General features: G+C 71.5%; 8 protein-coding genes. 7 read left to right on the top strand and 1 reads right to left on the bottom strand.

Features of this window, described 5'->3' with window-relative positions:
* Nucleotides 1–14 precede the first annotated feature (14 nt).
* A complete protein-coding gene (locus HCA58_RS12195) occupies nt 15–9,719 on the top strand; it encodes a type I polyketide synthase (protein ID WP_277351247.1) in 9,705 nt (3,234 codons plus the stop codon).
* A 214-nt stretch (nt 9,720–9,933) separates the two neighbouring features.
* The gene (locus HCA58_RS12200) at nt 9,934–10,200 is read left to right on the top strand and encodes a PqqD family protein (protein ID WP_169597918.1); all 267 of its coding nucleotides are present in this window, start codon (nt 9,934–9,936) and stop codon (nt 10,198–10,200) included.
* A 102-nt stretch (nt 10,201–10,302) separates the two neighbouring features.
* Here the strand turns inward: HCA58_RS12200 and HCA58_RS12205 are convergent, their stop codons facing one another.
* The gene (locus HCA58_RS12205; protein WP_169597919.1) at nt 10,303–10,890 is read right to left on the bottom strand and encodes a TetR/AcrR family transcriptional regulator; all 588 of its coding nucleotides are present in this window, start codon (nt 10,888–10,890) and stop codon (nt 10,303–10,305) included.
* Between the two features lie 80 nt (nt 10,891–10,970).
* Here HCA58_RS12205 and HCA58_RS12210 point away from each other — a divergent pair, with 80 nt between their 5' ends.
* From HCA58_RS12210 to HCA58_RS12230, 5 genes are all read left to right on the top strand, one after another.
* Entirely contained in the window at nt 10,971–12,716 is a 1,746-nt protein-coding gene (locus HCA58_RS12210; protein ID WP_169597920.1) for an MFS transporter, read from the top strand.
* A 319-nt stretch (nt 12,717–13,035) separates the two neighbouring features.
* The gene (locus tag HCA58_RS12215) at nt 13,036–13,812 is read left to right on the top strand and encodes an alpha/beta fold hydrolase (protein WP_169597921.1); all 777 of its coding nucleotides are present in this window, start codon (nt 13,036–13,038) and stop codon (nt 13,810–13,812) included.
* A 1,147-nt stretch (nt 13,813–14,959) separates the two neighbouring features.
* Nucleotides 14,960–17,803 (top strand): LuxR family transcriptional regulator, encoded by a 2,844-nt coding sequence (locus HCA58_RS12220; RefSeq protein ID WP_169597922.1) that lies wholly within the window; start codon nt 14,960–14,962, stop codon nt 17,801–17,803.
* Between the two features lie 149 nt (nt 17,804–17,952).
* Nucleotides 17,953–18,759 carry an ABC transporter ATP-binding protein gene (locus tag HCA58_RS12225; RefSeq protein ID WP_169597923.1) on the top strand — a complete coding sequence of 269 codons (807 nt, stop codon included), beginning with the start codon at nt 17,953–17,955 and terminating at the stop codon, nt 18,757–18,759.
* A complete protein-coding gene (locus tag HCA58_RS12230) occupies nt 18,759–21,323 on the top strand; it encodes an ABC transporter permease (RefSeq protein ID WP_169597924.1) in 2,565 nt (854 codons plus the stop codon). Before HCA58_RS12225 ends, HCA58_RS12230 begins: the two co-directional genes overlap by 1 nt.
* The last annotated feature ends 58 nt before the right edge of the window (nt 21,324–21,381 follow it).

A 21,381-nucleotide genomic window follows, 5' to 3' on the forward strand; every position in this document is an offset into this window, starting at 1 on the left:
GTGCGTCGAATGGTCTGACGGCGCCGAATGGTCCTTCGCAGCAGCGGGTCATCCGGCAGGCTTTGGCGGCGGCGGGGGGTATGTCGGTGACCGAGGTGGACGTGGTGGAGGCGCACGGTACGGGTACGGCGTTGGGTGATCCGATCGAGGCGCAGGCGTTGCTGGCCACGTACGGTCAGGGCCGTTCCGGGGATCGGCCGTTGTGGTTGGGGTCGATCAAGTCGAACATCGGTCATACTCAGGGCGCGGCCGGTGTGGCTGGGGTGATCAAGATGGTGCTGGCCATGCGCAATGGCCTGCTGCCGCGCACTCTGCACGCTGATGAGCCGTCCCCGCAGATCGACTGGTCGGCCGGGGATGTGCGGCTGCTGACCGCGCCGCAGCGGTGGCCGGTGTTGGAGCGGCCCCGGCGGGCCGGGGTGTCGTCGTTCGGTATCAGCGGCACCAACGCCCACGTCATCCTCGAACAGGCACCCTCGGTCGAGGAGCCACCGGCCGACGCCCCCGAGCCGGAGATCCTGCCCTGGGTGCTGTCCGCCCGTACCGACCAGGCCCTGCGGGAGCAGGCCGGGCGGGTGGCGGCCGTCGCCGGAAGCGACACCGCACGGGCGAGTGACCTCGCGCACACGCTGGCGATCGGGCGGGCGCTGCTGGACCGGCGGACGGTGGTCGTCGGCGACCGGGCCGAGTTCGTCGCCGGGGCGCGGGCCTTCGCCGAGAGCGGCACCGCCCCCGGGGTTCTCCAGGGCGGCACCGTCTTCGTCTTCCCCGGGCAGGGATCGCAGTGGCTGGGCATGGCGGTGGAGTTGATCGACTCGTCGCCGGTGTTCGCCGAGCGGATCAACGAGTGCGGCACGGCGTTGTCGGAGTTCGTGCCGTGGCGGTTGACCGACGTGCTGCGTGAGGTGGAGGGCAGCCCGCCGGTGGACCGGGTTGACGTGGTGCAGCCGGTGCTGTGGGCGGTCATGGTGTCGCTGGCCGGGCTGTGGCGCGCGTACGGCGTCGAACCGGACGCGGTGATCGGTCACTCGCAGGGTGAGATCGCCGCGGCCGTCGTGGCGGGTGGCCTGTCGTTGCGTGACGGCGCGGCCGTGGTGGCGATGCGCAGTCTGGCCATCGCGGAGGAGTTGGCGGGGCGGGGCGCGATGGCCTCCGTCGGCCTACCCGAGCGGGAGACGGCCGAGCGGCTGACCGGCTACGCCGGGCGGATCTCCGTCGCCACCGTCAACGGCACCTCCTCGGTGGTCGTCTCCGGCGATCCCGACGCGGTCGACGACCTGGTCGCCACCCTCAGCGCCGAGGGCCACCGGGCCAAGCGGGTGAACGTGGACTACGCCTCGCACTCCGCCCAGGTGGAGCTGATCGAACAGCGGCTGCTCGACGTCCTCGCCGGGATCACTCCCCGCACCTCCCGCGTGCCGTTCTACTCGACGGTCACCGCGGGGGTGCTCGACACCGCCGACCTGGACGCCCGGTACTGGTACACCAACCTGCGGCAGACGGTGCGGTTCGAGGAGACCACCCGCGTCCTGCTCGCCGCCGGCATGCGGGTGTTCCTGGAGTGCAGCGCCCACCCGGTGCTGACCATGGGCATCGAGGAGACCGCAGCCGACGGGGGTGTCGAGGTCGCCGCCGTCGGCTCGCTACGCCGTGACGAGGGTGGTCTGCGCCGTTGGCTGACCTCGTTGGGTGAGGCGTTCAGCAGGGGCGTCGCGGTGGACTGGTCGCCGGCGCTGCCGGCGCGTCCCCGTGGCGAGGTGCCGCTGCCCACGTACCCGTTCCAGCGCCGCAGGTACTGGATCAACGCCACCGGCGGCACCGCCGACCTCGCCGCCGCCGGGCTCGGTTCCGCCGGCCACCCGCTGTGGGGTGCCGCGGTCGGCATGGCCGGGTCGGGTGAGGTGCTCTTCACCGGGCGGATCTCCCTGGACACCCATCCGTGGCTGGCCGACCACGCCGTCAACGGCACGGTGCTGCTGCCCGGCACGGGCCTCGTCGAGCTGGTGCTGCACGCCGGTGAGCACGCCGGCGTCGGTCACCTCGACGAGCTGACCCTGCACGCTCCGCTGCTCCTGCCCGCGCAGGGCGCCGTCCAGGTGCAACTCCTGCTGGGTGCCCCCGACGAGGCCGGCCGGCGCACGGTCACGGTGCACTCCCGCCCGGAGCACACCGCAAGCTGGGTCCGGCACGGCACCGGCATCCTCTCGGCCGACACCCCCGACCCCGCGTTCACGCTGACCGCGTGGCCGCCGCCGGGTGCGGTGCCGGTGCCGACGGCGGGCCTGTACGACGACCTGATGGCCCAGGGCTACGAGTACGGGCCGATGTTCCAGGGCGTGCAGGCGGCGTGGCGGGCCGGCGACGTGGTGTACGCCGAGGTGGCCCTGCCGGAGGAGGCGCACGCGGACGCAGCCCGGTTCGGACTGCACCCGGCGCTGTGGGACGCCGCGCTCCAGGCGGTGGGGATCGGTGAGCCGGTGCCTGCCGGTCGGCCGCCGTACCTGCCGTTCGCGTGGACCGACGTCACCCTGTACGCCACCGGGGCGACCGCCCTGCGGGTCCGGATCACCGCCACCGGGCCGGAGTCCGCCACCCTGCATCTCGCCGACCCCGACGGGGCCCCGGTGGCCGTCGTCGGTGCCCTCGTCTCCCGTCCGGTCCAACTCACCACCGCCGCCCCGGCCGACGGCGACCTCTACCGCATCGACTGGACGACGGTCCCCACCGGCACCGCCACCGAGTCGTGGGGCTACCTGGAGGGAATCGGCTTCGGTGTTCCCGACGTCGTGCTCGCCCCGCTCACCCCGGTCGGCGACGACACCGACCCGGCGACCGCCGCCCGGACGGCGGTGGGGCAGACCCTCACCCTGCTCCAGTCCTGGCTGGCCGATCCGGCGCAGGCTGCCGCCCAACTGGTGGTGGTCGTCCACGGCGCCGTCGACGGCGGCACCGATCTCGCCCACGCCCCGGTGTGGGGCCTGGTGCGGGCCGCGCAGGCGGAGAATCCGGGCCAGTTCGTGCTGGTGGACGCCGACCCGGAGACGCCAGTGGAGGACATCCTGGCGGCGGTGGGCACCGGCGAGCCGGAGTTGTCCCTGCGGGACGGAAAGGTGCGGGTGCCCCGGCTGGCCCGGTTCGCCGGCTCCGGCAAGGTGTGGCGAGCCGACGGCAGCGTGCTGGTGACCGGGGGCACCGGTGTGCTGGGCGCGCTGGTGGCCCGGCACCTGGTCGCCGGCCACGGCGTCCGCGACCTGGTCCTCACCTCGCGTCGGGGGCCCGACGCGCCCGGCGCGACGGAGCTGGCCGACGAGCTGACCGCGCTGGGCGCGACCGTCCGGATCGTCGCCTGTGACATGGCTGACCGGGACGCCGTCGCCGCACTGCTCGACGGCATCTCCACGCTGACCGCGGTCGTGCACACCACCGGTGTCCTCGACGACGGGCTGCTGGCCACCCTGACCCCGGCGCAGCTCGACTCGGTGTGGCGGGCCAAGGCCGAACCGGCCTGGCACCTGCACGAGCTGACCCTCGACCGGAACCTCGACGCGTTCGTGCTGTTCTCCTCCGCCGCCGGTGCCATCGACGGGGCCGGGCAGGGTAACTACGCCGCCGCGAACGTCTTCGTGGACGCCCTGGCCGCCCACCGTCATGCCCTCGGCCTGCCCGCCACGTCGTTGGCCTGGGGGTTCTGGGAGCAGCGCAGCGGCATGACGTCCCACCTCGGCGATGCCGACGTGGCTCGGATGGCCCGCTCCGGTGTCCTGCCAATCGACTCCGAGCGGGGCCTGGCCCTGCTCGACGTGGCGGTCGCAGCGGGTGAGCCGGCGCTGGTGCCGATCCGGTTGGACACCGCCGCGCTGCGTGCCCAGGGGCAGCAGATGCCGGCGTTGTTCCGGGGTCTGGTCCGGTTGCCCGCCCGTCGAGTGGCCGGTGCCGGGACCGCCCCGGTCACCGGCTCCGGACTACAGCGGCAACTCGCCACCCTCGGTGTGGACGACCAGCGCCGGATGCTGCTCGATCTGGTCCGTACCAGCGTCGCGGGGGTCCTCGGGCACGACAGCGGTGTTGCCGTCGAACCGACCCGGGCGTTCAAGGAACTCGGCTTCGACTCGTTGGCCGCCGTGGAGCTGCGGAACAAGCTGAACACCGCTACCGGGCTGCGGTTGCCCGCGACGCTCGTCTTCGACTACCCGAACCCCGCCGTGCTCGCCGATCATCTACACCACACGATCGTCGGCAGCCCGGCCGAGGTCCGGCCACCGGACGAACCGTCCCGTCCGGTGGCCGATGAGCCGATCGCGATCGTTGCGATGAGTTGTCGGTTTCCGGGTGGGGTGCGTGATCCGGAGGAGTTGTGGCAGCTTCTCGTTGATGGTGGGGATGCGATTTCGGCGTTTCCCGTCGATCGGGGTTGGGACTTGGCGGGCTTGTATGACCCGGAGCCTGGTAAGGCTGGCAAGACGTATTCGATGGAGGGTGGTTTTCTTTACGACGCGGCTGACTTCGACGCGGACTTTTTTGGGGTCAGTCCGCGTGAGGCGGTGGCGATGGACCCGCAGCAGCGGTTGATGTTGGAGACCTCGTGGGAGGTGTTGGAGCGGGCCGGGATCGACCCGACGACGCTCAAGGGGAGCCCGACGGGTGTGTTCGCGGGGGTGATGTACCACGACTACGCCAGCCGACTACCGTCCGTCCCGGACGAGCTGGCCGGCTACCTGAGCAACGGCAGCATGTCCAGTGTGGCGTCGGGTCGGATCTCGTACACGTTGGGGTTGGAGGGGCCGGCGGTCAGTGTCGACACGGCCTGTTCGTCGTCGTTGGTGGCGATCCATTTGGCGGTGCAGGCGTTGCGGGCGGGGGAGTGCTCCCTGGCGCTGGCCGGTGGTGTCACGGTGATGTCCACCCCGGACACGTTTCTCGACTTCAGCCTTCAGCGTGGCCTGGCCGCTGACAGCCGGGTGAAGTCCTTCTCGGCGGGCGCGGACGGCACCGTGATGTCCGAGGGTGTCGGCATGCTGCTGTTGGAGCGGTTGTCCGATGCTCGGGCCAACGGGCATCAGGTGTTGGCGGTCGTGCGGGGTTCGGCGGTCAACCAGGATGGTGCGTCGAATGGTCTGACGGCGCCGAATGGTCCTTCGCAGCAGCGGGTCATCCGGCAGGCTTTGGCGGCGGCGGGGGGTATGTCGGTGACCGAGGTGGACGTGGTGGAGGCGCACGGTACTGGTACGGCGTTGGGTGATCCGATCGAGGCGCAGGCGTTGCTGGCCACGTACGGTCAGGGCCGTTCCGGGGATCGGCCGTTGTGGTTGGGGTCGATCAAGTCGAACATCGGTCATACCCAGGGCGCGGCCGGTGTGGCTGGGGTGATCAAGATGGTGCTGGCGATGCGTCATGATTTGCTGCCGCGTACCTTGCATGTGACCGAGCCGTCTTCGCAGGTGGACTGGGCGGCTGGGGATGTGCAGTTGTTGCGTGAGCCGCAGCGGTGGCCGGTGTTGGAGCGGCCCCGGCGGGCCGGGGTGTCGTCGTTCGGTATCAGCGGCACCAACGCCCACGTCATCCTCGAACAGGCACCCCCGGTCGAGGAGCCACCGGCCGAGGTGACGGCGTCGGTGGTCCCGGCGGTGTTGCCGTGGCTGCTGTCCGCGCGGTCGGACGAGGCGCTGCGCGCCCAAGCCGACCTGGTCGCCGCCACCGGTGCCAGCCTCGACGTGGCGTACTCGCTGGCCACCACCCGGGCGGCGCTGGAACGCCGGGCCGTCGTGGTCGCCGCCGCCGGGGACGACGCCGTGCGCGCGCTGCGGGAGACGGCCCGGGGCGGCGACGGCAGCGAGGTCGTCCGGGGCACCCCCGTCGGCGGAAAACTCGCCATGCTCTTCACCGGTCAGGGTGCCCAACGACTCGGCATGGGCCGCGAGCTGGCCGCCGCGTACCCGGCCTTCGCCGAGGCGCTGGAGGAGGTCAGCGCCCACCTGGACGCGAAGCTCGACCGACCGCTGCGCGAGGTGCTCTACAACAAGCCGGAAGTGGCCGACGCCGCCCTGCTCGACCAGACTGTCTACAGCCAGAGCGCGCTGTTCGCCATCGAGGTGGCCCTGTTCCGGTTGCTCGACTCGTGGGGGATCCGACCTGACCTGGTCGCCGGGCACTCCATCGGAGAGGTCGCCGCGGCGCACGTCGCCGGGGTGCTGTCGCTGCCCGACGCGACCACCCTGGTCACCGCGCGTGGCCAGCTGATGCAGAGCATGCGCGAGGACGGCGCGATGGTGGCCGTCGAGGCGTCCGAGGCGGAGGTACGCGGGGACCTGGCCGGCCGCGAGGCCGAACTGGGCGTCGCCGCGGTCAACGGTCCGCAGGCGGTGGTCATCTCCGGTGACCACGACGCCGTGGGCGCGGTCGCCGACGGTTGGCGGGGGCGAGGCCGCCGGATCAAGCGGCTGCGGGTCAGCCACGCCTTCCACTCGCCGCACATGGAGCCGATGCTGGCCGAGTTCCACGAGGTTCTCGCCGGCCTGACCTTCAACCCGCCGCAGGTGCCGGTGGTGTCCAACCTGACCGGCCGGCTCGCCGACCCCGACGAGATCCGCGACCCGGGCTACTGGGTGCGCCACGTCCGGGAGGCGGTCCGGTTCAGCGACGGAATCACCACACTTGTGGCCGAGGGCGTCACCACGTACCTGGAGGTCGGCCCGGACGCGGTGCTCACCGCGCTGGCCCGGGAGTGTGTCACCGGCACCGACGGCGTCGCCCTGGTGCCGGTGCTGCGCAACGGCCGGGACGAGGCGACGACCCTGCTCACCGCCCTGGCGACCCTGCACACCCGGGGAGTGCCGGTGGACTGGCGGGCCTGGTTCGCGCCGACCGGCGCCCGCGTCACCGAACTGCCGACGTACCCGTTCCAGCGTCGCCGGCTCTGGTTGGACGCCCCGGCGGAGGTCGACGGTGACGTGCCCGGCCTCGGCCAGCGCCCGGCCGGCCACCCGCTGCTCGGCGCGGTGGTCGGGTTGGCTGGCGTCGAGGGCACCGTGCTGACCGGCCGGCTCTCCCTGCGGACCCATCCGTGGCTGGCCGACCACGCCCTCGCCGGAACGGTGCTGCTGCCCGGGACGGCCTTCGTGGAGCTGGCCGTCTGCGCCGGTGACCAGGTCGACTGTGGCCTGGTGGAGGAGCTGACCCTGGAGGCCCCGCTGACCGTACCCCCGCGCGGCGGTGTGGACCTGCAAGTGGTGGTCGGGGCACTCGACGGTGCCGGCCGTCGTTCGGTCACCGTTCACTCCCGCCCGGCGGACGGCGGTGACGGGTGGACCCGGCACGCCACTGGCGTGCTGGCTCCGGCGGCGGCCACCGTGCCGGCCGTGGCGGCCGGCGACACCTGGCCGCCGGCCGACGCCGAACCGGTCGACCTGGACGGGCGCTACGTTCGGCTCGCCGATGCCGGCTACCACTACGGCCCGCTGTTCCAGGGGCTGCGGGCCGCCTGGCAACGCGGCGACGAGGTGTACGCCGAGGTGGCGCTCCCCGAGGACGCCTGGTCCTCGGCCGCCCGGTTCGGTCTGCACCCGGCGCTCTTCGACGCGGTGCTGCACGCCCTCAACCTGGCCGAGGCGGATCACCCTGACGACGGGCGGCTCCAGGTGCCGTTCGCCTGGCGCGGCGTCGCCCTGCACGCCACCGGTGCCACGGCGCTGCGGGTCCGGCTGACGCGGACCGGCCCGGAGGAGGTCGCCTTGAATCTTGCCGACGCCGATGGCGTCCCGGTCGCCTCGGTCGCCGCGCTGGTGGTCCGGCCGCTCGCGACCGACCAGCTCGGTGTGGCGGGTACCGCCCACCGCTCAGCGCTGTACCAGCTCGACTGGGTCCCGGTGCCGGCCGGGGACGCCGGGCCGGTCCACCTGACGGTGGTGGTCGGGGACAGCGACCTCGGCCTCGGGGTGCCCCACCACCCGGACCTGGCCGCCCTCGCGGACGACATCGCGCGGACCGGCGTCGTGCCGCAGACCGTGGTGCTGCCCTGGCGGGCCATGTCGGACTCGCCGGTTCCGGCCGCCGCCGGGGCGCTGGAATTGGTCCAGCGGTGGCTCGCCGACGACCGGTTCAGCGGTGCCCGGCTGGCCCTGGTGACGACCCGCGCGATCGCCACCGGCGACGGCGAGGACGTACCCCTGCCCGCCGACGCCACCGTCTGGGGTCTGGTCCGGGCCGCCCAGGAGGAGCACCCGGGCCGGTTCGTCCTGGTCGACGTCGACGGGGTTGACCCGGCTGGGCTGCGGGCGGCCCTCGCCGCCGCTGCCGAGCCGCAACTGGCGGTACGCTCCGGCGGGCTGTTCGTGCCCCGGCTCGCTCCGCTGCCGGTGGCTGCCGGTGAGCTGCCCGCCGGCCCGGAGCCGGGCGGCACGGTGCTGGTGACCGGCGGCACCGGTGGGCTGGGCCGGCTCGTCGCCGAACACCTCGTGACCCGGCACGGCGTCCGGCGGCTGCTGCTGGCCAGCCGGCGTGGCCCGGCCGCCCCCGGCGTCGAGGAACTGGTGTCCCGCCTGACGGCGGCCGGTGCGGAGGTGACGCTGGTCGCCTGCGACCTGGTCGACCGGTCGGCGGTGGCGGCCCTACTCGACGGGGTGCCCGCCGCGCACCCGCTCACCGGGGTGATCCACGCGGCCGGCGTGCTCGACGACGGTCTGCTGCCCGCGCTGACCCCGCAACGGCTGGCGGGGGTGGTGGCCCCCAAGGCCGAGGCCGCCCGCCACCTGCACGAACTCACCCTGCACCTGCCGTTGCGCTGGTTCGTCCTGTTCTCCTCGGCGGCGGCCACGCTCGGCGCGGCCGGGCAGGCCAACTACACCGCGGCCAACGCCTACCTGGACGCCCTAGCCCAGCACCGTCGGGCGCACGGCCTGGTCGGCACCTCGTTGGCCTGGGGTCTGTGGGCCGAGCCGGGCAGCGGGATGACCGGACACCTGGGCGAGGCGGACCTGCGGCGGATGGCCCGGTCCGGGGTGGGCGCGTTGTCCACCGTCGACGCGTTGGCGCTGTTCGACGCCACCACTCAGTCCACGTCCGCCCTGGCGCTGCCGGTCCGCCTCGACCTGGCCGCGTTGCGGGCCCGGGCCGAGGGGGTGCCACCGTTGCTACGTGGTCTGGTCCGCGCTCCGGCGCGTCGGGTGGCGGCCGGTGTGGTGGCCGGTGTGGTGGCCGGGGAGCGGACGTTAGCGGACCGGCTCGCCGGGCTGCCGGCGGAGGAGGCCGACCGGGTGGTCACCGAGCTGGTCCAGGGTCGGGCGGCCGAGGTGCTCGGCCATGACCGCCCGCATGTCGTCGGCATGGACAAGGGCTTCCTGGAGCTGGGCTTCGACTCCCTCGCTGCGGTGGAGTTCCGCAACAGCCTCGGTGCGGCCACCGGGCTGCGCCTGCCGGCGACGCTCATCTACGACCACCCCAGCCCGGCGGCGGTGGCGCGATTGGTCCGGTCGGAGCTGACCGGTGACGTGCCGGACGCCGCGAACCTGGAGGCCGAGCTGGCCCGGTTCGAGGCGCTGATGGACGGCACCGTGCCGGACGAGGCGGAGCGGGGCCGGATCACCGTCCGACTCCAGGCGCTGATGTCCCGGTGGAACGCCGCGTACGGAGCGGCCGGTGCGGAGTCTACCGCCCGGGACCTGACGTCGGTCACCGCCGACGAGCTGTTCGACATCCTCGACGACGAGCTGCAGACGTCGGACTGACCATCCGTCCAGGGGTACCGAGGTTCGCCGACGCCCACGGGTGTTCGGCGGACCTTGGGTTCCCTACCTGCGAACGGGTGGACTTTTGTCCACCTTCGGCGTGGGTCCATGACCGTATCGCGTCACCGTCCGACCTCATACCGTAATGGACGGACCTGGTGAACGTGAGGTTCGCCGTAGGTGCCATCAGGGTGGTTACGGAGAGGTAGGGAGGATGCGGGTGCGACTCGAACAGGGGATCGTCGCCGAAGTCACTCGGAACGGACAACTCGAGCTGGTTTTCGAACGGAGCGGACTGCGATACCGGTTCGGGGCGACCGCCGCCGCGATGTGGATCGCGTTGCAGCAGCAGGGCGGCTCGCTGGAGCAGGCGGCCGCCGTCCTGGCCCGCCAGTGGTCGGCCGATCCGGCAGCGACCCGACGGGACTTCGACGTCTGGATGGAGGACATGCTCCGCGCCGGCCTGGTCCGGGTGGAGTGATCCGGTCGCCCGGGGCGCCCGGCGGCGGATGCCCCCTATCGGGCCCCTGTGCCGGGGCGATCGTCTGGTCAGGTGGGGCCGGAACCCCTGTCCCCGGCGGAGTCAGGCGCCGCCGGAATCGTTGACCGCGCCGACTATCAGGCGCAGCGCCTCCGCCACTTCCTTGCCGGACGGAGCCGCCTCGGGATCGAGCAGCCGCTGCACCGTCAGCCCGGTCATCAGCGCCAGCAGGATCGAGCCGATCGCCTTGCGGGTCTCGTCGGTGACGTTCCCGCCACCGTTGCGGATGACGAAGGTGGCCAGGGCCGGGCGGGCGCGGGTGTAGCTCTCAGCCAACTGCTCCCGCAGCACTGGCAGGTGCTCGGCCAGCGCGAACGCCTCGATCCCCGCTACCCAGAGTGGCCGGTGCGTGCCGAACGACTCGACCAGGCCGGTCCACATGGACTCCAACCGGTCCATCAGATCGGGCTGGGTGCCATCGCGCAGCACCCGGTCGATCTCGACACCCCACTCCTCGAAGGCCTGGACCAGCGCTGCGGTCAGCAGCGCCTCCTTGGAGCCGAAGTGGTAGCCGATCGACGCCAGATTCGTGTCCGAAGCGGCGACGATGTCGCGGGCGGTGGTGCGCGTGTAACCGCGTTCGTATAGGCAGTTCCTGGCCCCTGCCAGCAGGCGTTCCCGATGACCCACGAGCGTCACCCTACTCGGAACCACCCCCTAAATCATCCACGGATGTATACGGATGTATAGATCGGGTGTAGCTTTCGGGCATGGCTGCAGCGCAGGCAAAGGCCGGCCGCCGCGAGTGGATCGGTCTCGCGGTACTCGTCATGGTGACACTGATCATCAGCATGGACATGACCGTGCTGTCGTACGCTCTGCCGTTCATCACGGCGGACCTTGAGCCGACCAGCAGCCAACTCCTCTGGATCACGGACGTCTACGCCTTCGTGCTGGCCGGCCTGCTGATTCCGATGGGGACGCTGGGGGATCGGATTGGGCGCCGCCGACTGCTGATGATCGGTGCGGCGGTCTTCGGGGTGGCGTCCGTGGCCACGGCTCTGTCCAACAGTCCCGGCATGCTGATCGGGACCCGGGCGGTGATGGGTGCCGCCGGTGCGACGCTCATGCCGTCGACCATGTCGTTGATTCGCAACATGTTCCACGACGAGAACGAGCGGCGGGCCGCGATCGGGGTCTGGGCGGCCGGCTTCTCCGCCGGTGGTGTCATCGGCCTGGTGGCCGGCGGCGCGCTGCTCCAGTACTTCTCCTGGGGCACCGTCTTCGAGATCAACGTGCCGATCATGCTGCTCCTGCTGGTCCTGGCACCGTTGCTGCTACCGGAGTTCCGCAACGCGAACGCCGGGCGGCCCGACCTGTTGAGCACGGTACTGGCGTTCGTCGCAGTGCTGCCCATGATCTGGGGCATCAAGCTGTTCGCCGAGGACGGGGTGGGCTGGCCGCCGGTGGCCGGCGTGGTCGCCGGCCTGATGTTCCTGGCCGTCTTCGTGCTGCGTCAGCGGCGTCTCGACGACCCGGTGATCGACGTCCGGCTGTTTCGTGCCCCGGCGTTCAGCGCGGCGGCGGTGATGAACGTGCTCGCCAACTTCGCGCTGGTCGGGTTCATGTTCTTCATCAGCCAGTACCTCCAGTTGGTGCTCGGGCTGCGTCCGTTCACCGCCGGCCTGTGGTCGTTGCCTGCCGCCGGCGCGGCGGGCATCGGCGCGGCGGTGCTGGCCCCGATGCTGGCGCAGCGCTTCAAGCGCGCTTACGTCGCCGCCGGTGGCCTGCTGGTGGCGACCGCCGGTTGCGTGGTGCTCGCCCGGGTTGGCGACGAGTCGGGCCTGGCCCTGGCGGTGCTCGGCCAGACGCTGATGGCGGGTGGCATCGCCATGGTGCTGACGTTGAGTGCGGAGCTGATCGTCTCCACCGCGCCCCCGGAGCGGGCGGGCGCCGCTGCCGGACTCTCCGAGGCCGGCAGCCAGTTCGGTGCGGCGCTCGGCGTCGCGATCCTCGGCAGCATCGGCGCGTACGTCTACCGTCGTGAGCTCTCCGGCGCGGCACCGGACGGGGTGCCGACGGAGAGCTGGGCCACCGCCCGGGAGACCCTGGGCGGCGCGGTCGAGGAGAGCCGGACGCTCTCCGCCGCCGCGGCGGACACGCTGGTGACGCTCGCTCGGGCGGCCTTCACCGACGAGTTGCGGGCCGCCGCGATCGTCGCGGCCGGGATCCTGCTGGTGACGGCGATCGTGGCGGCCGTGCTGCTGCGTAACGTGGGCGCGTCGGTGACGGCGCTGGGTCCGTCCGACGGGTCGGGGGACCCACCCGTCGACGACGCGACCCTCGGCGAGGGGCCACCGCCCACCACCGATGCCACCTCGACGGACCTGGCGCCGACGGCGACCGATCCCGTACCGGCCGAGGCGACCTCCGACGCCGAGCTGGACCCGGCGGTCCGGATCGGTCCGGAGCCGGCCGCCCCGTTCACCATCCGGCCGGCTCCCCCGGTGGCCTGACCGGGCAGTCCCCAACAGCCGGTGACGTTCCCGCTCCGTGCGGGAACGAGTGCGCGCCTGGGGTCGCAGCTTGCCGCGGTTGTGGGGCTAGGGGGCCGGTGTTCCGTCTAGGGGTTGTCCCGGTGTTCCGGGCGTTCCTACGCTCGCTTCGTCGGAGGGGCACCGGTGGATCTCGACCCGCGCTCGCCCACGGTACGTCTGGGCGCTCTGCTGGACGCCGACTCGATGGTGCCGCTGGGCGGGGCCGCCACGGGAACAGACGGCTCCAGACGTACCGCTGTGAGGCACTCCAGCAGCGCCGATCCGAAGAGGACCAGTGATGACGGAAACGCTTGAGAACGACCTCTGGGTGCGGCGGTTCCATCCGGCGCCGTCCAGCGCGATCCGGCTGGTGGCGTTGCCGCACGCCGGCGGTTCGGCCAGTTACCTGTTCCCGGTCTCCCGGGCCCTCTCGCCCGCCATGGACGTGCTGGCGATCCAGTACCCGGGGCGGCAGGACCGCCGGCACGAGCCGGTACTGGATTCGGTCGCCGACCTGGCCGACGGGGTGTTCAACGCGCTACGGCCGTGGCTGGACCGGCCCGTGGCGCTCTTCGGCCACAGCATGGGCGCGGTGCTCGCGTACGAGGTGGGGTTGCGGCTGCAACTGCGGATGGGCCGGCCGCCGCTGCGCCTGTTCGCGTCCGGGCGCCGCGCGCCGTCCCGGGTCCGTGAGGAGCGGTACGTGCACACCCGGGACGACGCCGGGGTGCTGCGGGAACTGGCCAGGCTCAGCGGCTCGGACCCGCGGATAATGAGCGATCCGGAGTTGCTGCCGATGATCCTGCCCGCGTTGCGGGGGGACTACAAGGCGATAGAGACCTACCGGGCCGATCCGGATCAGCGGCTGGACGCTCCGATCACCGTGCTCACCGGGGACGCCGACCCGATGACCACCCTGGACGAGGCGCACGACTGGCGGCGGCATACCACTGGTGAGTGCGACGTCCGAATTTTCCGCGGCGGGCACTTTTATCTGAACGACCACGCCGACGACGTGATCCGGCTGATCGGCGCCGAGTTGGAGCGGGTGCTGCCCAGAGAGTCGACCGGATGACCGGGACGACGGTGAAGAGGGGCACCGGTCGTAGGCGCCCTATCACGGCGCCGGGTCCGGCGATCTTCGTACGATAGGTCCAGCGATGGACCACGGCCCGCGAGGCGTTGCCGAAGCCGTCGTGGTCACCCGAGCCTTGGACGTGCTCGTGGTCGCCGCCGCCGATGCGGCGGGCGCCGGTCGGGACGCTGCGTGTCCGCGGGTGTCCGGCAGACCCACCGGACGGTCGTCGAGCACGACGTCCACCGGGTAGTCGTCGCGCACGGCGCTGGAGCGCCGTGCGCTGCTCGGCCGGTCGCAGGGGCTTTTGTCCCCGGCCGACGCGGAGACGCGTGCGACCGGTCGTGGTGCATCACTGTTCTCCGACGACTTCGGCCTCGCCGGCGGAGCGGGCCCGGGCATACCCGGAAGAACGCCTGATCCCCGGGCCGGCAACCAGATTTCAGCGGCTGGTCGACCTGCGGCCACTTTCGGTCCTGGTGAGCGGCCTTTGTGAAACTTGATGTCGTAAGACCGACAGGAAACTCGGCACCGTGAATTGTTTTTGTAATAGCATTGCCTTCCTGTTAACACTCATTTTTTCCTCGCAGTCGATTGCCGGATTCGCCGATCCCTGTCCGGTCGGTGATGGTATGACGACGTCGACTGATCTGTGAGAGCGATGCGGAATTGGCCGGCAACCATAGGATAGACGCCGGTAAGGGACCCTCTGTCGGAGTCCGGTTCGGGTGGCGGTGTCCGTCGGCGTGGTCGATCTCGCAGTCGCCCGTGCAGGATCTGCGCAGGCGGGAGCCGTGCGTGGGTGGGTTGTCCGATCATGCAATTGCTGCTGAGTGGTAATTCGCGGCGCGGGTCCACCAACCGACGGGACGCCACCCTGCGTGTGGTGTCGGTGACGGAACAATCGTGTCCACACTTTCGTCTTGTACGGGTGTCTATGTATGCTGTACCCGCGGTCGGGGCGCGATGGGACTATCAACGAATAGACGGTTATCCCTGTTATTCGTGGTTTGCGGTCCGGCGTGTTCAGTGACCGGGTCGGGCTCGGTGGAACGGGTGGCACCGAGCCGAACGGTGTGGTCGAAGGCCTACCCGGGTAGGCGGCCGCGCCCCGCTCGATGCGTTATCGCTGACCTGGGGGAGACGGGTGGATTTCGTAGAGAGAAGCCGCGAGCTTGACATGTTGCGGGACCTTTACGCCGAAAGCGCCACGGGCAAGGGGCGGGTCGCGCTGATCAGCGGTCCAGGTGCCACGGGCAAGACCGAACTGCTGCGGGCCGTGGCCGATCATGTCGGCGCGGCGGGCGGGCAGGTGCTGAGTGCCGCCTGTTCACGGGCGGAGCGGATGCTGCCGGCCGCCGTGATGGGGCAACTGTTCAACAGCGTGCCGCTGCCGACCGAGGTGATGCGACGCATCGGCGCGTTCATCGACCTGGGGGTCGCCACGACCGGAGGCGACGCCGACATCAGGGCCGTGCACGGCATGGGTGTCGAACTGCTCGACATCGCCCGGAACCGGCCGCTCGTCCTGCTCGTCGACGACGTCGAGTTCGCCGACGAGACCACCCTGCAGACCGTGCTCTACCTGCAGCGCCGGCTCAGCGCCGCGCAGATCCTGGTGGTGCTCACCGAGTCGCCGCAACCTCAGCCGTTCAACCCCGAGTTCCGCGCCGAGCTCACCCGGCAGGCATCCTTCTGCAACATCCAACTGTCGCCGCTGTCCGAGGCTGGAGTCACCGAGCTGCTGCGCGGCTGGACCGATGACGAGACGGCCCTGGCGCTCACCCCGGCCTACCACCGGATCAGCGGCGGCAACCCACTGTTGCTGCACGCGCTCAGCGAGGACCGGCGTGCCGCCGGGCCGACCGACGCCACCGAGGCGGTCGTCGGCGACCAGTTCCGTCAGGCGGTCCTGGCCTGCCTGCGTCGGTGGGACCCGGCGATCCTGGAGACGGTGCAGGGGCTGGCCCTGCTCGACGACTACGCCACCCCGGCGTTGCTGGCGCGGCTGCTGGGCAGCAAGCCCGCCCGGGTCCGGTGGGTACTCAACGCGCTGACGACGTCCGGCCTGCTGGACGCGGGGCGGTTCCGGCACCCGGCGGCGCGCGCGGCGGTGTTGCACGACCCGGACCCGGACGCGCTGTCCGGAATGCACGCCCGTGCGGCGGAACTGCTGCACTCCGAGGGCGCCCCCGCCCCGGCGATCGGTGGTCACCTGCTCGCCGCGGGCGGTCTGGCCGAGCCGTGGGCGATCGCCCTCCTGCAGGACTCGGCGACCCACGCGCTCGCCGAGGACCGGGTCGACGACGCGGTGGAGTCGCTCAAACTGGCCCACGAAATGTGCCACGACGCCGCGCGCCGGGCAACACTGACCGCGATGTTGGCCGACTGCCAGTGGCGGGTCAACCCGGCGGCGGTCAAACAGTACCTCCAGTCCCAGCGCGACGCCCTGCGGGCCGGGTACCTCTCCGAGCGGCACGCCGCCGCGCTGCTGCGTTACCAGCTCTGGCACGGCCACCCCGAGGACGCCCGGGAAACCCTGCGGTACCTGCGTGACGCCCGGCAGCAACTGGACGCCACGACCGTCGCCGAGCTGGACGGGTGCGCCCCATGGCTGCGGCTGTACTTCCCGGTCGCCTTCGCCGAGCTCGAGGCCACGCCCGACGCCACGGCGGCGACCACGCCGGCCCTCAGCCTGTCCCGCGCGGACGGCGCGCTCGCGTGGGCCACGCCATCCCTGACGGCCGTACTCACCGACGGGGTGACCGACGAGGTGATCGCCCGCGCCGAGCAGGTGCTCGGCAGTCACATGCTGGTCGACATCGGCCCCGGTTCGGCGCTGTGCGCGTTGCAGACGCTGGTCCACGCCGACCGGCTCGACCAGGCGGTGCACTGGTGCGACGTGCTCGGGGCGGAGGCCGGGGCCCGGGGCACCACCACGTGGCACGCTGTCCTGTCCGACGTCCGGTCGCACATCGCACTGCGGCAGGGTGACCTGCCACTCAGCGAACGGTTCGCCCGCGAGGCCCTGGACGCGATGTCGCCGCACAACTGGGGCGTCGCGATCGGCTCCCCGCTGTCCAACCTGCTGCTCGCCAAGATCGGCATGGACAAGCTCGACGAGACCAAGGCGCTGCTCAAGTACGTCATCCCGGACGCCATGCGGGACACCTGGTTCTGGCCCCTGTACCTGCGGGCCCGGGGCCACCTGCATCTTGCCGGAGGACGGGTGCACGCCGCGCTCGCCGACTTCGAGACCTGCGGGCAGTTGGCCGCCCAGTGGGGGATGGACCTGCCGACCCTACTGCCCTGGCGGGGCGACCTGGCCCAGGTCTACCTGCGCTCCGGCCGACCCGACATGGCCCGGGAGATGGTGACCGAGCAACTCTCCCGGCCAGGCGCCGACAACGCCCGCACCAGGGGTATCTCCCTGCGGCTGCTCGGCTCCGCGCTCGACGTCAAACAGCAGGTCAACACGCTGCGCCAGGCGGCCAACCTCCTCCAGGAGTCCGGCGACCGGTTCCAACTCGCCCTCGCCCTCGCCGCCCTCAGCAGCGCGCACTACGGCCGGGGCGAGTTCAACACCTCGCGGGTGGTGGCTCGCAGCGCGAAGCAGCTCGCCAAGGACATCCAGGCGCAGGCGCTGTGCCGCCGCCTGCTGCCCAGCGGCGACGCGGCTGGTGGCGACGAGGCGGATCCCCCGCCGGAGCACGAGGAGATGTCCCGGCTCAGCGACGCCGAGCAGCGGGTCGCCACCCTGGCCGCGCTCGGCCACACCAACCGGGAGATCGGCAAGAAGCTGTACATCACGGTGAGCACCGTCGAGCAGCACCTCACCCGGGTCTACCGGAAGCTGAACGTCCGGCGCCGCACCGAGTTGTCGCTGGGGCTGCCGATGGACGCCCCCGGGGCCGGCCTGCTGGCCGTGACGTCGAGCGGCGCCGAACGGTCCTGGTCGCAGTGGGAGCCGGCGGCGGTCCAGGCGAGCTGAACCGCTGTGTTCGGCTCGGGTACCGATCCGGGGGTGGGCCTAGGCCCACCTCTTCGGGTCATCAGATCCATAGAGCGGCGCCCGCTCGATCCATACCGTGAACATGTACCCACCGCCGTACGGCGACGTTCTTCTGCGGGGAGCACGAGGTGAACAAGAACCAGGATAGGTGGACGTCGGTCAACGGCGCCGACGCGGTGCGGCTCGACGACGTGCGCAAGACGTACGGGCGCGGCGAGAACCGGGTCGAGGCACTCCGGGGCGTCACGATGAGCTTCCCGCGGGGTAGCTTCACCGCGGTGATGGGGCCTTCGGGCTCCGGCAAGAGCACCTTCCTGCACTGCGCGGCGGGGCTCGACGTTTCCTCGTCCGGCTCGGTGGTGCTGGACGGCAAGGAACTCGGCGGCATGAACGAGAACCAGCTCACCCGACTGCGCCGCGAGCGGGTCGGCTTCATCTTCCAGGCGTTCAATCTGATGCCGGCACTGAACGTCGAGCAGAACGTTGGTCTGCCGTTCCGGCTGGCCGGTCGCCGGCCCGACCGCTCCTCGGTGATGGAGGTGCTAAGCCGGGTCGGGTTGGTCGAGCGGCGCAAGCACCTGCCGAGCGAGCTCTCCGGCGGTCAGCAGCAGCGGGTCGCGATCGCCCGCGCGCTCATCATGCGACCGGCGGTCATCTTCGCCGACGAGCCGACCGGCGCGCTGGACACCCAGACCACCATCGAGGTGCTGCAACTGCTCCGCGAGACGGTGACCAACGGCGGCCAGACCATCATCATGGTGACCCACGATCCGGTCGCAGCCTCCGCCGCGCACCGGGTGCTGTTCCTGGCCGACGGGCAGTTCATCGGTGAGCTGGAGGCTCCGACCGCCGACGTGGTGGCTGAGCGGATGACGCACCTGACCGCATGGCAGCAGACCCGCCCCACGCAGTACACGGGCAGGGGTGGTTTCTGATGATGTACCTCGCGTGGTGCACCCTGCGCTACCGCAGGCTGGCGTTCGTGGCGACCTTCATCGCGGTCTTCTTCGGCGTGGCGCTGATCGTCGCCTGTGGTGGGCTGATGGAGACCGGAATCCGGCTGGCGGTCCCGCCGCAGCGGCTCGCGGCGGCCGACATCGTGGTGAGCGGCAAGCAGACCTATGGCGTGCCCAAGAAGGACCCGCAGGACACCAAGAACATCAAGTCGGTGCCGCTGGCCGAGCGGTACTGGATCGATCCGGGTCTGGTAAGCAAGATCCAGGGGGTGCCCGGGGTCGAACGGGCCGTCGCCGAGTCGTCCTTCGCCGCCACCGTCGTCCGTGACGGCGCGCCGGTGATGGTCGGGACCGAGTCGCTGGGCCACGGCTGGGAGTCAGCTGAGCTCGGGCCGTACAAGCTTGATGGGCAGCCACCCACCCAGGCCGGTCAGGTCGTCCTGGACCGGGCGGTGGCGCGGCTGGCGCGCGTCCAGGTGGGTGACCGGGTCGACGTCGTGGCCGGCGGTCTCAGCTCCTCCTTCCAGGTGACCGGCATCGCCGCCCCTCCGGGCGAGATGAGCCAGTCGGCGCTGTTCTTCTCCGGCGACGACGAGCGGCGGCTCAACCCGCACACCGGCACCGCCGATGCGATCGGGGTGCTGGCCAAGCCTGGCACCGACGTGGAGGCCCTGCGCGACCGGATCGAGCAGACCCTCGCCGACCGCAAGCTGGTGGTACTCACCGGCGACGACCGCGGCACGGCCGAGTTCCCCGAGGCCGTCGGCGGGCAGGCACAGCTCATCCCGCTCTCCGGCGTCTTCGCCGGGATGACCGTCTTCGTGGCGATCTTCGTGATCGCCAGCACCCTGGGCCTGTCGGTGCAGCAGCGGCAGAGGGAGATCGCCCTGCTGCGCTCCATCGGCGCGACGCCCCGGCAGATCCGCACGATGGTGCGCCGCGAGGCGCTCGTGGTCGCGGGCGGCGCGGCGATCCTCGGCTGCGTCCCGGGAGTGTTTCTGGGCCCGATGCTCTACCACCTCGTCTCGGAAGCCGGGGTCATCTCGCCGGTGGTCAAGTTCCACCAGGGCTTCATCCCCTACCTCGCCGCGCCCGCCATCGGGATCTCCGCCGCTCTAGTGGCCGCCTACGTCGCCGGTCGGCGCCCCTCCAAGATCCGTCCGACGGCCGGCATCGCCGAGGCGGCGCTCGGGCGCAAGTGGGTCAGCTGGCCGCGGGTGGTGTTCTCCCTCCTCTTCTTCGCCGGCGGGTTCGCATTGATTCTGGTGACGGCGATCGTGATGGACGGTCCGGTGGCCTCGGCCACCGCCGGGCCGGCGGTGATGTGCTGGGCGATCTCGATCGCGTTGATCAGCCCGGGGCTGACCCGGCTCCTCGCGGCCGTCCTGAGCCTGCCGGTGCGGGCGTTCTTCGGGCTCGCCGGCTATCTTGGCACGATCAACGTCCGGACCCGCGCGGTCCGGGTGGCCGCCGCGGTCACCCCGATCATGCTGGCGGTGGCGTTGGCGGTAGCCAACTTCTACCTCCAGACCACGCAGAACGAGGCCGCGGAGCGCTACTACTCCGACAACCTCCGCGCCGACGTGGTGCTCAGCTCCACCACCGGCGGATTCCCCGCCGACACCATCGAGACGGTCCGCTCCACACCTGGCGTCGAGGCGGCGTCCGCGTACGTCACCAGCGCCGGCTGGATCAACAAGCCGTACGACGGGTCGCACGTGGAGTCGCCGTGGCCGTTGCAGGGGGTGACCGGGGCCAGCGCCGCCAGCATCACCGGGGTACGGACCGTCGCGGGCAACTTGGGCGACCTCACCGGCGGCACGGTGGCACTGCCCGAGGTCGCCGGAAAGAACCTCGGCGTCGGCGTCGGCGACCAGATCACCCTGCGGCTCGGGGACCGGTCGGCGGTGGATCTGCGGGTGGTGGCGCTCTACCCGGCGAAGGAGGGGTTCGAGACGATCCTGCTCCCCGCCGAGCTGCTCGCCGTACACAGCACCAGCGGACTGTCCCGACAGATCCTGGTCACCGCCGCGCCCGGCATCGATCGAGACGTGTTGGTGGCCAGTCTGCGGGAAAAAGTCGCGGATCACCCCGGCACCATGATCGAGGGACGCGAGGCGATCACCACCTTCGCCGAACGTACCAAGACCCAGGCATGGGTCAACTATCTTCTCGTCGCGCTGGTCGCTGGCTACACCATGATCTCGGTGGCCAACACACTGATCGTGGCGACCGCCGGCCGTCGCCAGGAGTTGGGCATGCAGCGCCTCATCGGCGCTACCCGGCGGCAGTCGCTGCAGATGCTCACCGTGGAGGCGGGCATGGTCGCCGTCATCGGGGTGGTGCTGGGCACCATCGCCTCCATTGCCACGCTGATGCCGTTCAGCATCGTGGTGCTGGGGCGACCGGTACCGTCCGGGCCGTTCTGGATCTACCTGGCCGTGGTGGCAAGTGCCACGGTGCTCGCCTTTGCCGCCACCTTGCTGCCCGGACGCCGGGTGATGCGCGTCCGGCCGGCGGAAGCCGCCGTCGCCGTCGAGTAGCGAAACGACCGGTGGTGCCCCCGGTCCGCCGGGGCACCACCGCGTGCCGGGGTCAGCG

It is taken from the genome of Micromonospora sp. HNM0581 (assembly GCF_012726175.1).
In the GTDB taxonomy this organism is placed as follows: Bacteria; Actinomycetota; Actinomycetes; order Mycobacteriales; family Micromonosporaceae; genus Micromonospora.